The organism is Aeromonas sobria (genome assembly GCF_050266975.1).
In the GTDB taxonomy this organism is placed as follows: Bacteria; Pseudomonadota; Gammaproteobacteria; order Enterobacterales; family Aeromonadaceae; genus Aeromonas; species Aeromonas sobria_B.
Genome location: NZ_JBKISU010000011.1, coordinates 58957 through 71876, shown reverse-complemented (window position 1 = coordinate 71876; position 12920 = coordinate 58957). Strand labels below are relative to the sequence as shown.

Here is a 12920-nt window from a genome sequence, read left to right as displayed (position 1 = left end):
GCAAAAAGCCCCTTTCATCTGATTAAAAATCAGTCTGTTACTCGGATGCAGCCGCCTGGGTATCATTATTTTCGTAGATCATCAGGGGCGCGGAATCGCCCTTGATCACCGTCTCGTCGATCACCACCTTGCTGACCCCGTCCAGGGACGGCAGGTCATACATGGTATCAAGCAGCACGGCTTCGACGATGGATCTCAGGCCGCGGGCACCTGTCTTGCGCTCCATTGCCTTGCGGGCAATGGCATTGAGGGCGTCGTCACGGAACTCCAGCTCAACCCCTTCCAGATCGAACAGCGCGGCATATTGCTTGGTCAGCGCATTTTTCGGCTCTTTCAGGATCTGGATGAGGGCAGCCTCGTCCAGCTCGGTCAGGGTCGCCACCACCGGCAGACGGCCGATGAACTCGGGGATCAGACCGTATTTGATGAGATCTTCCGGTTCCACCTTGGCGAAGGTTTCGCTCAAGGTCGCCATGGCGTCCTTGGACTTCACCTCGGCGCCAAAGCCGATCCCGGCCCCCTTGCTGGAGCGCTGCTCGATCACCTTGTCCAGGCCGGCAAAGGCCCCGCCACAGATGAAGAGGATCTTGGAGGTATCGACCTGCAAGAACTCCTGCTGCGGGTGCTTGCGACCGCCCTGGGGCGGCACGGAGGCGATGGTGCCTTCGATCAGCTTGAGCAGGGCCTGCTGCACCCCTTCCCCGGACACGTCGCGGGTGATGGAGGGGTTGTCCGACTTGCGGGAGATCTTGTCGATCTCATCGATGTAGACGATGCCGCGCTGGGCCTTCTCCACGTCGTAGTCGCACTTTTGCAGCAGCTTCTGGATGATGTTCTCCACGTCTTCGCCCACGTAACCGGCTTCGGTCAGCGTAGTGGCATCGGCCATGGTGAAGGGTACATCCAGCAGACGGGCCAGGGTCTCGGCCAGCAGGGTCTTGCCGCTGCCGGTCGGGCCAATCAGCAGGATATTGGACTTGCCGAGTTCGACGCCACTGCCATCGCCGCTGTTGCGCAGACGCTTGTAGTGGTTGTAGACGGCCACGGCCAATACCTTCTTGGCATACTCCTGACCGATGACATAGTCATCCAGGTGCGCGCGGATCTCGTGAGGGGTCGGCAGGGCATCGCCATCGCGCTTGGGCGAGATCTCGCGGATCTCTTCGCGGATGATGTCGTTGCACAGCTCGACACACTCATCGCATATGTAGACGGAAGGGCCAGCGATCAGCTTGCGCACTTCATGCTGGCTTTTGCCGCAAAAAGAGCAGTAGAGCAGCTTGTCGCCCTCACCCTTGCGTTTCTCTGTCATTCAGCAACCTCGTTGTATCAATAGAGGATGATCGGTCTGCTGAGTTTATAACAGACCGGTGTACCCTGCTTAGCCGCGCTGGTTGAACACGCCGTCCACCAGGCCATAGGCCATCGCCTGCTCCGCCGACATGAAGTTGTCACGGTCGGTGTCGCGCTCTATGGTGGCCATGTCCTGGCCGGTGTGGAAAGCCAGCCGCTCGTTCAGGGTATTCTTGATCTTCAGGATCTCCTGGGCATGGATCTGGATGTCCGATGCCTGGCCCTGGAAGCCGCCCAGGGGCTGGTGGATCATCACCCGGGCGTTGGGCAGGCAGAAACGCTTGCCCTTGGCGCCACCGGCCAGCAGGAAGGCGCCCATGGAGCAGGCCTGCCCCATGCACACTGTGCTCACGTCCGGCTTGATGAACTGCATGGTGTCATAGATGGACATGCCTGCGGTCACGGCGCCGCCCGGGGAGTTGATATAGATGGAGATGTCTTTATCCGGGCTCTCGGACTCCAGAAACAGCAGCTGGGCCACCACCAGGTTGGCCATGTGATCCTCGACCTGACCGGTCAGGAAGATCACCCGCTCTTTGAGCAGACGGGAATAGATATCGTATGAACGCTCTCCCTTGGCGGTCTGTTCGACCACCATGGGGATCAGGGCATTACGGGGAGAATCTGTCACGTCGTTATAGTTTTTGTACATAAGGCATTGTCCCTAAAATAAAATGGCCCGGGTGGACATCACACGAGCCATTATACTTAACAGTTTTGACCTTAAGTCAAATGTTCTTAGGCAGCGGCGCCGGACTTGTTGATCACGTCGTCAAAGGCCACTTCTTTTTCGGTCACTTGCGCCTTGGACAGGATCAGGTCGATGGCTTGATCTTCTACCGCCAGGTTGCGAACGCCGTTCAGCATCTGCTCGTTCTTCTGGTAGTACTCGATCACTTCCTTCGGATCTTCGTAGGCGGTGGCCATGGCTTCGATCAGTGCGGTCACGCGGGCGTCGTCGGCTTTGATCTCGTTGGTGCGGATGACATCACCCAGCAGCAGACCGACGCGAACACGGCGCTCGGCCTGGGCCTGGAACAGCTCGGCCGGCAGCTCGGGCGCGTTGCCGCCCTGGAAGCCACCGAAGCGCTGCAGCGCCTGCTGACGCAGGGTGTCGATCTCTTGCTCGACGGCAGCCTTGGGCAGATCGATCTGGTTGGCTTCAACCAGGCCGTTCAGTACCTGCTCTTTCACGCTGTTTTTCAGGGCCTGGGCCAGCTCGCGCTCCATGTTCTTGCGCACTTCGGCTTTCAGATCTTCCACGTTGCCGCTCTCGATGCCGAAACGCTTGACGAACTCTTCGGTCAGCTCGGGCAGGACCTGGACTTCAACCTTGTTCAGCTTGGAGGCAAACTTGGCCGCCTTGCCTTTGAGGTTTTCGGCGTGGTAGTCGGCCGGGAAGGTCACGTCGATGCTGAATTCGTCACCGGCTTTCTTGCCGAGGATGGCGTCTTCGAAGCCCGGGATCATGCGGCCGGCGCCCAGTTCCAGAGTGAAGCCCTCGGCCTTGCCGCCGTCGAACTCTTCACCGTCGATGGAACCAACGAAGTCCATGGTCACACGCATGCCGGCAGCGGCAGCGGTGTCAGACTCGGACCAGGTCGCGTGCTGCTTGCGCAGGGTCTCGATCATGTTGGCCAGGTCTTCGTCCTTGACGGAGGCAACCGGCTTCTCGACCTTGATGGACTCCAGGCCGGCGACTTCGAACTCGGGGTACACTTCGAAGGTGGCGGTGAACTCGAAATCCTGGCCTTCTTTGATCTCTTTCGGATCCATGGTCGGGGCACCGGCCGGGCTCAGTTTGTTCTCGATGATGGCCTTGATGAAGTTGCTCTGCATCATTTCGTCGGCAACGCGGGCGTGGGCCATGGCGCCGAACATCTTCTTGATGATGGCAACCGGAGCCTTGCCAGGACGGAAACCGTCGATGCGACGGGTCTTGGCCAGGCCATTCAATTCTTTACGCACGGCGGCATCAACGGTGGCAGCCGGTACAGTGATGGTAAGACGGCGTTCCAGACCTTGGGTTGTCTCTACAGAAACTTGCATTCTTTTACCTCGTTCAACTCAGCACTGTGTGCTGACCCTTTATTGCCCCTGGGTCGAGACCCGGAGTCTTCCTGTTTATAAAGACAACGACTGTCTTTGTGATGAGAAAATATGACGCGACATTATAGCGGCGCACTTTGGTCGCGTCGAGCCGCAGAGCCCCACATCCGTGCCCTTCGCGGCGCAAAACAGCGCTCGGGAGAGGCAAATCGTGCAATTCTGTGACCGATATGGGGCGCCCGGATGCCGACTTCAAGGGCAAAGGGGCCAATAATTTGGGCTCGGTCCGGTTTTTTTGCGTCAAGGACATAAAAAAGGCATCGAGCGGGCCCGGCTGCGACCGCGACTGTCCGTCGAGGCAAGGGGAGCCGCATTCACATATTGCGTCCCCTGCCCCGCGCGGCTATGGTGGCAAACTATCTGGTTCTGGAGTCAAACTGATGAGTTTCTTTCGTTTTGTGTTCAATCTGCTGTGGTTCCTGCTCGGCGGTGTCATCATGGGACTGGCCTGGTGGCTGGCGGGATTGCTCTGTTTCGTCTCCCTCATCGGCATTCCCTGGGGCCGCTCCTGCTTTGTCATCGGCACCTTCACCTTCTTCCCGTTCGGCAAGCAGGCGGTGAGCCGCAAGAGCATGACGGGTCAGGGCGACATAGGCACGGGCACGCTCGGGATGATAGGCAATGTCCTCTGGTTCCTGGTGATCGGCATCTGGCTGGCCATCGGCCATATCGCTTCGGCCCTGGCCTGCTTCGTCACCATCATCGGCATTCCGTTCGGCATCCAGCACCTCAAGCTGGCGCTGATTGCCCTGGCCCCCATCGGCCAGATGGTGGTCACCAATCAGGAGGCCGAATCCGGCCGTTATATCCGCTGATCCCGGCAGGTGCCGTGACGGGAAAAAAAGGGCAGACTGAGGTCTGCCCTTTTCATTATCCGTTTCATCTCTCTTGTGAGGTCACCATGCTGCCCAGCCACTTCTTTGCCAACCTATCCCGCATGAAGCTCATCTACCGCTGGCCCCTGATGCGCAATGTCCAGCCGGAGAACATCGCCGAGCACAGCCTGCAGGTCGCCATGGTGGCCCATGCCCTGGGGCTCATCCACAACCGCTTGTTTGGCGGAAGCGTCGATGCGGATCGCGCCGCCGTCATGGCCCTCTACCATGACAGCAGCGAGGTGCTGACCGGGGACCTGCCCACCCCGGTCAAGTATTTCAATCCTGAAATTGCACGGGAATACAAGAAGATAGAGTTAGCCGCCGAGCAACGCCTGCTGGCGCTCCTGCCGGCGGAGCTGGTGGAGGATTATCGCCCCCTGCTCGACTCCGGCGCCCAGGACGACGCCCTCGCCCGACTGGTCAAGGACGCCGACACCCTGTGTGCCTATACCAAGTGCCTGGAGGAGATCAACGCAGGCAACCGGGAGTTCGAACCGGCGAGGAAACGACTCGAGGCCATGCTGGAGGCGCGCATGAGCCCGGCCATGCGCTACTTCATCGACGTGTTCGTGGCCAGCTTCTCCCTGCCCCTCGACGAGCTCAACGCCCACTGAGCCAGTCCGAATGACCAGAAGACAGAAGGACCCGCCGGTTGCACCGGCGGGTCCTTCTTTTTCAGCATATTGCCAGGCTTGGCAAACCTGGCTCGCGGATCAGTGACCCAGCTCCCGGGATGGCACCAGACCGCTCGCCCGCCAGGCGGGGTAGAGGGTGGCCGCCAGGCTCATCAGGATGGCCGCGCCGGTGACGATGACCACGTCCTGGCCATGGAGCTCGGTAGGCAGGAAGTCGATGAAGTAGATATCCGGGTTAAGGAAGCGATGACCGATCACCCCCTCGATGGCGCCCAGGATCTGGGTCAGCTTGCTCGACAACAGGCTGCCGAGCAGGGCGCCAAGCAGAGCCCCCGCCACCCCGTTCACCATGCCCTGGATGACGAAGGTGAGCCGGATCTGGCCCGGACTCGCCCCCATGGTCTTCAAGATGGCGATCTCGCTGCGCTTCTCGTTCACCGCCATCACCAGGGTGGAGACGATGTTGAAACAGGCCACCGCCACCACCATCAGCATCACCACGTACATGACGGTGCGCACCATCTGGATGTCCTGATAGAGATAGCCTTGGCTGTTCATCCAGCTGCGGATATAGACGTGATGGGGGAATTGCTGCGCGGCGGCCACCGTGATGGACTGCGCCTTGAGCACATCGTCCACCTTGAGGCTGAAGCCCTCCACATCCTTGCCCATGGCGGTGATGGCCTGGGCATCTTCCAGGTGCATGAAGCCGAGCAGGCCGTCGAGCTGGCCGCCGAGTTCGAGCAGGCCCACCACGTGCAGCGCCTCGCGCCTGGGATTCTTGATCCCCGTCGCATCCCCACCCTGGGGCAGCAGGATGGCGACCGGATCGCCGATCCCCACCCCCAGCTTGTCGGCGATGGCCTTGCCGAGGATCACCCCCCGCTCACCGCCCTTGAGTTCACGAAAGCCCCGCCCCGTCATGAAGCTGCCGGCATCGGAGAGATTGGCCTCGAGCTCGGGCAGGACGGCGCGCAGCTGCACCCCCTTGAGGGCGCTGCCATGTTCGAGCAGGCCGTTGAGGCGAATGACGGGGGCGGCGGCCTCGATGCCGGGCTGGGCCAACAGGTAGTCTCTGAGCCTCGGCCAGTCGGGAAGCGGCCTCTCCACCGAGTCCAGCTCCCCGTGGGGGATGACGGAGAGCACCCTGTCCTTGAGCTCCCGCTCGAAGCCGTTCATGGCCGAGAGCCCCAGGATCAGCGCCATCACCCCGAGGGCGATGCCGATGAGGGAGGAGGCGGAGATGAAGGCGATAAAACCGTTGCGACGGCGGGAGCGGCTGTAACGCAGGCCCAGAAACAGGGGCAGCGGCTTGAACATCAGGCGACCTCCGCCATGATGCCGCTCACCAGGGTCACCCGGCGATGGAGCTTGGCGGCCAGACTCAAGTCATGGGTCACCACCACAAAGGCCGTGCCCAGCTCGCGGTTGAGCTCGCACAAAAGCTCGTAGACGGCGGTGGCGCTGGCATGATCCAGGTTGCCGGTGGGCTCGTCCGCCAGCACCAGGCTGGGCTCGTTGACCAGGGCCCGGGCGATGGCCACCCGCTGGCGCTCGCCACCGGAGAGCTCGGAGGGGCGGTGATGGAGGCGATGGGAGAGCCCCACCCGCCCCAGCATCTTGCTCGCCTTCTCGGTGGCGCTGGCGACCGACTCACCGGCGATGAGCAGCGGCATGGCGGTGTTCTCCAGGGCGGTGAACTCGGCGAGCAGGTGGTGGAACTGATAGACGAACCCCAGCTCCTGATTGCGAAAACGGGCCTGGGTGCGGCTGTCCCAGCGGTGGATATCCTGCCCCTTGAACAGCACGGCGCCGCTGGAGGGGTTGTCCAGCGCCCCCATCAGGTGCAGCAGGGTGGTCTTGCCCGAACCCGAGCTGCCCACCACCGCCAGCATCTCGCCGGGGGCGACACTGAGATCGATCCCCTTGAGCACCTGGGTCTGGAGTTCGCCCTCCTGATAGACATGATTCAACGCCTGGCAACGCAGCAGAGGCTCACGGGACTGGGGGTCATTCATAAAAGGGGCTCCACTTGCACCAGTAACAACAGAAGATGAATCATTCATAACGCAATGCCTCCGCCGGTTTGACCCGGGCCGCACGGGCCGCCGGGTAGAGGGTGGCACTGAAGCTCAGCAGCACGGCGCCCAGCAAGATGGTCACGACCTGGACGGGCTCGACGATGACCGGCAGGCCACTGCCCCCCGCCGCCATATAGAGATTGAGCCCAAGCCCATTGAGCAGGGGATTCAGCCCCAGGGTCAGGGCCAGCCCGGCCAGGGCACCAAACAGGGCGCCAATCACCCCGCTGGAGGCGCCGAGCACCATGAAGATCTTGACGATACCGGCCTCGTTCATGCCCATGGTGCGCAGTATGGCCACCTCCCCTTCCTTGTCGGTCACCACCATCACCAGGGCGGAGAGAATATTGAAGGTGGCCACCGCGATGATGAGCACCAGCATCAGCCCCATCATGCGCTTCTCCATGGCCACGGCCTGGAACAACTCGCCCCGCTCGCGGCGCCAATCCTGCCATTGATAACCTGCGGGCAAGGGGGTCTTGATCACGGCGTCGGCGGCGAAGGGATCATCGAGCCAGAGGCGCAGGCCGCCGATGGTCTCGGGGGGCAGGCGCAGCAGGCGCTGGGCATCCGCGAGGGCGATGAGGGCGATTTGATCATCCACGTCGGCGCCCACCCCGAAGATACCGGAGACGGTGAAGATGCGCTGGGCCGGGACCCGGCCAAAGGGGGTGAAGCGGGTCGCCTCGGTCAGGATGAGACGCACAGGATCCCCCAGCCCCACGCCGAGACGGCGCGCCACCCCCTGCCCCAGCACTATCTGGTACTCCCCGCCCTTGAGGGAGTCGAGCCGTCCCCCCAGCATCTGGGAGTGCAGAATGTCCTCTTTCGGCCAGAGCGCGGGATCGATGCCCTGCACGCTCACCCCGGTCAGCTGACCCGGGCTTTGCAGCATGCCTTCGCTGTCGAGCATGGGAGCCGTGGCGACCACATGGGGCAGCTTGGCAAGGTCGGGCAGACCGTCGGGATGGGCCTCGATGCGGCCGTCCTGATTAGCCGGTACCACATGGGGATCCGCCTCGATGCGGCCAGCCTGATTCGTCAGTACCACATGGGGGATGACCCCCAGGATGCGTCCCTTGAGCTGTCCCTCGAAGCCGTTCATGACGGAGATCACCACCATCAGGGCGGCGACCCCGATGGCGATGCCAAAGGTGGAGAACAGGGAGATGAAGGAGACGAAGCGATTACTGCGCCGTGACCCTGCATAACGCAGGCCAATGGCCAGCGAAAGGGGCTGAAAAAGTCCAGTCTTCAAGGATATCTACGTTGCCAACAAAATAAGATGCCGGATAATAGGGTCTGTTGACGCCTCAACGCAAGCCGCGTTGCTGCGCCACAGGATGCCGAGGGAGGCGCCCGGCCACGGCCATGGCCCCCTGTCTGCCCCCGTCGGCAAGCGGGCAGGCCGAACGGGAAGTACCGACCTCGCCAAGCAGGCGAGGGGCGCCAAGGGCCGCACCTGACGCCCCTCGCGGCCGCCCGGCTGACACTGGCCCGAACCAGGCCCGAACCAGGGATAGCGACCCGGCGTCCATCGCCATGACCACCTGTTCATGGCAACGTATCCATGAACACTTATCCATGAACACTTATCCATGAACACAAGGGATAGCCTACATGCAGGAACAGTTCTTCAGCGTCACCCATGCCACGCCGGTCAATGTGATCCCCCTGCCTAGCGACTACCCCTTGCCGAGCGAACAGGCCCTGGAGGCGGAACTGCCCGAACCCTTTCGCATCGCCAGTGCCATCAGCACCGCCGACATGGCCGCTACCCGGCTCATTCGCAACCAGAGCGATGCCGTGCAGGATCTGGTGGAGATCATCAACCAGCAGTCCCGCAAGATAGACATGATCATGAGCTATGTGCTGGCGGCCCAGGATCACCCTGAGCAGCGCTTTCATACCCTGACCTTCGGCGCGGGCCAGCTCAGCTACCTGCATCCGGCAGAGGGTCATGGCCAGGCCCCCACCCAGGGCCAGCTGGTGCGCCTCAAGATCTTCCTGCGCGACGAGGCCGCCGCCGTCTACTGCTACGCCCGGGTCCGGGAGGTCACGGCCGGCGAGCATGGCCAGCAGGTGGGCCTCGACTATGTCCGCATCCGCGAGGAAGACCGCGAGCTGCTGGTGCGAGCCAGCCTCCACGTCCAGTCCCGCCAGCTCAAGGCCCGCGCCCAGGAACGACTGGGCTAGCAACCCCCGCCAGCCGGTCGCGACCTCAGTCCGATCGGCTGATCCCGGCACCGCGCCCCCGGGCCCAGGTGCAAACGGAACAAGGTTCAAGACGAAGAGTGATGAGATCCCTAACCCTACCCCAGCTGCCCGCCACCGCGGGTCAAAAGAGCACCCTCGGCCAGCTCCATGGCAGCGCCCTGGCCCTGGTGGCCGCCGAACTCACCCGCAGCAGCACGGGCCCGACCCTGCTGGTCACCGCCGACACCCCGAGCGCCCTGCGCCTGGAGCAGGAGCTGCGCTACCTGCTGGCCCAGGAAGGCGATGCCCCCTGCCCCGTGCTGCTGTTCCCGGACTGGGAGACCCTGCCCTACGACACCTTCTCCCCCCATCAGGACATCATCTCCCAGCGGCTCGAGGCCCTCTATCAGCTGCCGCAGATGCAGCGGGGCGCCCTCATCGTCCCCATCTCCACCCTGATGCTGCGCTGCGCCCCCCAGGCGTATCTCGACAAATACAGCCTGATGGTCAAAAGCGGCCAGCGCCTCAATCTGCAGCAGCTGAGGAGTCGCCTGGCCACGGCGGGTTATGTGGCGGTGGATCAGGTGCTCGAACATGGCGAGTTCGCCGCCCGCGGCTCCCTGCTGGATCTCTTCCCCATGGGCAGCAACCACCCCTATCGCATCGACTTCTTCGATGACGAGGTGGACTCCATCCGCCCGTTCGACCCCGAGAGCCAACGCTCCCGCGAGCCCGTCGAGCACGTCAGCCTGCTGCCGGCCCGGGAGTACCCCACCGACGAGGGGGCCATCGAGCTGTTTCGCGGCCAGTACCGGGAGCTGTTCGAGCTGTCCCGGGCCGATGGCTCCATCTATCAGGAGGTGAGCAAGGGGCGCTGGCCGGCGGGGATCGAATACTATCTGCCGCTTTTTTTCGAGCAGACCGCCAGCCTGTTTGACTATCTGCCGCCCCAGACCCGCCTCATCACGGTCGGGGAGATCTACCCGGCCGCCCAGGGCTTCTGGAACGACGTGCAGCAACGCTACGAGGAGCGGCGCTGGGACACCAGCCGCCCCCTGCTCGAGCCCGCCCGCCTCTATCTGCCGGTGGCGCAGCTGTTTGCGGCCCTCGGCCAGTATGGCGCCGTGCGCCTGCAAAGCGCCCCCTGCCAGGGCGGCGCCGGTCAGTTCGATCTGCCCTTCGCCCCCCTGCCCGAGCTGCAGCTGGATCACAGCAAGGAGCAGCCCCTGCTCGCCCTGGCGCAGTTTCTGCAAGGGTTTGCCGGGCGCACCCTGTTCGTGGTCGAGTCCGAGGGGCGGCGCGAGGCGCTGCGGGACCTGCTGGCCCGCATCGGCCAGCAGCCCCCCGAGTCTGCCAGCCTGGCGGCCTTCCTCGGCGGGAGCGACCGGCAGGGCATACTGGTCGGCCCCCTGGAGCGCGGCTTCTTGCTGCGAGAGAGCGGCCAGGAGGAGCTCGCCCTCATCACCGAGAGCGAGCTGCTGGGCGGCAAGATCCGCAGCAAACGCGCCCGGGAGAAGAGCAAGAACTTAAGCTCGGAGGCGGTGATCCGAAACCTCGGCGAGCTGACCCAGGGCCAGCCCGTGGTGCATCTGGATCACGGGGTCGGCCGCTATCTCGGCCTCGAGACCCTGGACGCCGGCGGCATGCCCACCGAGTTCCTCACCCTGGAATACGCCGGGGGCGACAAGCTGTTCGTGCCGGTCACCAGTTTGCACCTCATCAGCCGCTACACCGGCTCTGACACCCCCCCCAGCCACAAGCTCGGCGGCGAGGCCTGGAGCCGCGCCCGGCGCAAGGCGGCGGAGAAGGTGCGCGATGTGGCCGCCGAGCTGCTGGACGTCTATGCCCTGCGGGCGGCGCGCAAGGGGTTCGCCTTCAAGCACGACAAGGAGAGCTATCGCCAGTTTGCCGCCGGCTTCCCGTTCGAGGAGACCGAAGATCAGCTCAATGCCATCAATGCGGTGCTCGGCGACATGTGCCAGGCCAAGAGCATGGACCGCCTGGTGTGCGGCGACGTGGGCTTTGGCAAGACCGAGGTGGCGATGCGGGCCGCGTTTGTTGCGGTCCATGGCGGCAAGCAGGTGGCGGTGCTGGTGCCCACCACCCTCTTGGCCCAGCAGCACTACGACAACTTCCGCGACCGCTTCGCCAACTGGCCGGTGCGGGTGGAGGTGCTGAGCCGCTTTCGCTCCGCCAAGGAGCAGAGCAGCGTCTTGAAGGAGCTGGCGGAGGGCAAGGTGGACATCATCATAGGCACCCACAAGCTGCTGGGTTCCGATCTCACCTTCAAGGATCTGGGGCTGCTCATCGTCGACGAGGAGCACAGATTCGGGGTGCGCCAGAAGGAGAAGATCAAGGCGCTGCGGGCCGACGTGGACATCCTCACCCTCACGGCGACGCCGATCCCGCGCACCCTCAACATGGCCATGTCCGGCATGCGGGATCTCTCCATCATCGCCACCCCGCCCGCCAAGCGCCTCGCCATCAAGACCTTCGTGCGCCAGCAGGATCCCGCCGTCACCCGGGAGGCGGTGCTGCGGGAGCTCAAACGGGGCGGTCAGGTCTATTACCTGCACAACGACGTGGAGAGCATCGAGAAATGCGCCAATGACCTCGCCCAGCTGGTGCCGGAGGCGCGCATCGGCATCGCCCACGGCCAGATGCGCGAGCGCGATCTTGAGCGCATCATGTCGGACTTCTACCACCAGCGCTTCAACCTGCTGGTGTGCACCACCATCATAGAGACCGGCATCGACGTGCCGAGCGCCAACACCATCATCATGGACAGGGCGGATCACCTGGGGCTAGCCCAGTTGCACCAGCTGCGGGGCCGGGTCGGGCGCTCCCATCACCAGGCCTACGCCTACCTGCTCACCCCCCATCCCAAACTGATGACCAAGGATGCCGCCAAGCGGCTCGATGCCATCGCGTCCCTCGAAGATCTCGGCGCCGGCTTTGCGCTCGCCACCCACGATCTGGAGATCCGCGGCGCAGGCGAGCTGCTTGGCGACGATCAGAGCGGCCAGATAGAGTCGGTGGGCTTCACCCTCTACATGGAGATGCTGGAGCAGGCGGTGGAGGCGCTCAAATCAGGCAAGGAGCCCTCCCTGGATCAGCTGATGAGCCAGCACACCGAGGTGGAGCTGCGCCTGCCGGCGCTCTTGCCGGACAGCTATATCCCGGACGTCAACATGCGCCTGTCCATGTACAAGCGCATCGCCAGCGCGGCGGACGAGCAGGAGCTGCGGGAGCTCAAGGTGGAGCTGATCGATCGCTTCGGCCTGCTGCCGGACGCCACCAAGACCCTGTTCGACCTCGCCGGCTTCCGCCAGCGGGCGGCGGCCCTTGGCATCAGGCGTCTGGAGATGAGCGAGCGCGGCGGTTATCTGGATTTCACCCAGGAGACCCCCGTCAACCCCGCCTACCTGGTCAGGCTGCTCAGCGAACAGCCCAGGGTGTTCAAGATGGACGGTCCGACCCGGCTGCGCTTCCAGGTGCCGACTCAGGACAGGGTCACCCGTTTGCAGCGGGTCGACGGCCTGCTCAAGGATCTCGCCGCCCACGCCGCTTGATGGCCCGCTCCCCGGCAGCGAGACCCGCGTCGGGGGCGCCAAGGCGGTACCACCCTAAAGAAGAGGCCCCGCATTGGGGCCTCTTCTTCGTTGCAT

At 63.5% G+C, this 12920-nt stretch carries 10 protein-coding genes; 4 read left to right on the top strand and 6 right to left on the bottom strand.

Annotated elements, in window-relative coordinates; all coding sequences use genetic code 11:
* Nucleotides 1-37 precede the first annotated feature (37 nt).
* The 3 genes from clpX to tig all read right to left on the bottom strand — a co-directional run bounded on the left by clpX (nucleotide 38) and on the right by tig (nucleotide 3402).
* Entirely contained in the window at nucleotides 38-1312 is a 1275-nt protein-coding gene (clpX, locus tag ACLHZ1_RS08340; RefSeq protein ID WP_041996937.1) for an ATP-dependent protease ATP-binding subunit ClpX, read from the bottom strand.
* A gap of 69 nt (nucleotides 1313-1381) precedes the next feature.
* Complete coding sequence (gene clpP / locus ACLHZ1_RS08335) at nucleotides 1382-2005, bottom strand: ATP-dependent Clp endopeptidase proteolytic subunit ClpP (protein ID WP_041996934.1); 624 nt, start codon at nucleotides 2003-2005, stop codon at nucleotides 1382-1384.
* Between the two features lie 86 nt (nucleotides 2006-2091).
* Nucleotides 2092-3402 (bottom strand): trigger factor, encoded by a 1311-nt coding sequence (gene tig, locus ACLHZ1_RS08330; RefSeq protein ID WP_427261693.1) that lies wholly within the window; start codon nucleotides 3400-3402, stop codon nucleotides 2092-2094.
* A gap of 440 nt (nucleotides 3403-3842) precedes the next feature.
* On the opposite strand from tig, the gene ACLHZ1_RS08325 reads away from it, so the two are divergent.
* Nucleotides 3843-4277, top strand: coding sequence for a YccF domain-containing protein (locus ACLHZ1_RS08325; RefSeq protein WP_041996928.1), 435 nt, complete (start codon nucleotides 3843-3845; stop codon nucleotides 4275-4277).
* 86 nt (nucleotides 4278-4363) lie between these two features.
* On the top strand, nucleotides 4364-4954 hold the full coding sequence (gene yfbR / locus ACLHZ1_RS08320; protein WP_041996925.1) for a 5'-deoxynucleotidase: 591 nt from the start codon (nucleotides 4364-4366) through the stop codon (nucleotides 4952-4954).
* Between the two features lie 99 nt (nucleotides 4955-5053).
* Here the strand turns inward: yfbR and lolE are convergent, their stop codons facing one another.
* The 3 genes from lolE to ACLHZ1_RS08305 are packed head-to-tail and all read right to left on the bottom strand — an operon-like array spanning nucleotide 5054 to nucleotide 8314.
* Nucleotides 5054-6295 (bottom strand): lipoprotein-releasing ABC transporter permease subunit LolE, encoded by a 1242-nt coding sequence (lolE, locus tag ACLHZ1_RS08315; protein WP_427261692.1) that lies wholly within the window; start codon nucleotides 6293-6295, stop codon nucleotides 5054-5056.
* Nucleotides 6295-6993, bottom strand: a complete 699-nt coding sequence (gene lolD / locus ACLHZ1_RS08310; RefSeq protein WP_408793002.1) for a lipoprotein-releasing ABC transporter ATP-binding protein LolD — start codon at nucleotides 6991-6993, stop codon at nucleotides 6295-6297. The genes lolE and lolD overlap by 1 nt, the downstream gene beginning before the upstream one ends.
* 40 nt (nucleotides 6994-7033) lie before the next feature.
* Nucleotides 7034-8314, bottom strand: a complete 1281-nt coding sequence (locus ACLHZ1_RS08305; protein WP_427261691.1) for a lipoprotein-releasing ABC transporter permease subunit — start codon at nucleotides 8312-8314, stop codon at nucleotides 7034-7036.
* Between the two features lie 362 nt (nucleotides 8315-8676).
* Here ACLHZ1_RS08305 and ACLHZ1_RS08300 point away from each other — a divergent pair, with 362 nt between their 5' ends.
* Together ACLHZ1_RS08300 and mfd are read left to right on the top strand one after the other, a co-directional pair.
* The gene (locus ACLHZ1_RS08300; protein ID WP_408792998.1) at nucleotides 8677-9252 is read left to right on the top strand and encodes a PilZ domain-containing protein; all 576 of its coding nucleotides are present in this window, start codon (nucleotides 8677-8679) and stop codon (nucleotides 9250-9252) included.
* A gap of 101 nt (nucleotides 9253-9353) precedes the next feature.
* A complete protein-coding gene (gene mfd / locus ACLHZ1_RS08295) occupies nucleotides 9354-12824 on the top strand; it encodes a transcription-repair coupling factor (RefSeq protein ID WP_427261690.1) in 3471 nt (1156 codons plus the stop codon).
* Nucleotides 12825-12920 lie beyond the last annotated feature (96 nt).

What these genes read in the sequence shown, in the direction of transcription:
- clpX (WP_041996937.1), bottom strand. Translation starts at nt 1,312, where the DNA reads ATGACAGAGAAACGCAAGGGTGAGGGCGACAAGCTGCTCTACTGCTCT.
- clpP (WP_041996934.1), bottom strand. Translation starts at nt 2,005, where the DNA reads ATGTACAAAAACTATAACGACGTGACAGATTCTCCCCGTAATGCCCTG.
- tig (WP_427261693.1), bottom strand. Translation starts at nt 3,402, where the DNA reads ATGCAAGTTTCTGTAGAGACAACCCAAGGTCTGGAACGCCGTCTTACC.
- ACLHZ1_RS08325 (WP_041996928.1), top strand. Translation starts at nt 3,843, where the DNA reads ATGAGTTTCTTTCGTTTTGTGTTCAATCTGCTGTGGTTCCTGCTCGGC.
- yfbR (WP_041996925.1), top strand. Translation starts at nt 4,364, where the DNA reads ATGCTGCCCAGCCACTTCTTTGCCAACCTATCCCGCATGAAGCTCATC.
- lolE (WP_427261692.1), bottom strand. Translation starts at nt 6,295, where the DNA reads ATGTTCAAGCCGCTGCCCCTGTTTCTGGGCCTGCGTTACAGCCGCTCC.
- lolD (WP_408793002.1), bottom strand. Translation starts at nt 6,993, where the DNA reads ATGAATGACCCCCAGTCCCGTGAGCCTCTGCTGCGTTGCCAGGCGTTG.
- ACLHZ1_RS08300 (WP_408792998.1), top strand. Translation starts at nt 8,677, where the DNA reads ATGCAGGAACAGTTCTTCAGCGTCACCCATGCCACGCCGGTCAATGTG.
- mfd (WP_427261690.1), top strand. Translation starts at nt 9,354, where the DNA reads ATGAGATCCCTAACCCTACCCCAGCTGCCCGCCACCGCGGGTCAAAAG.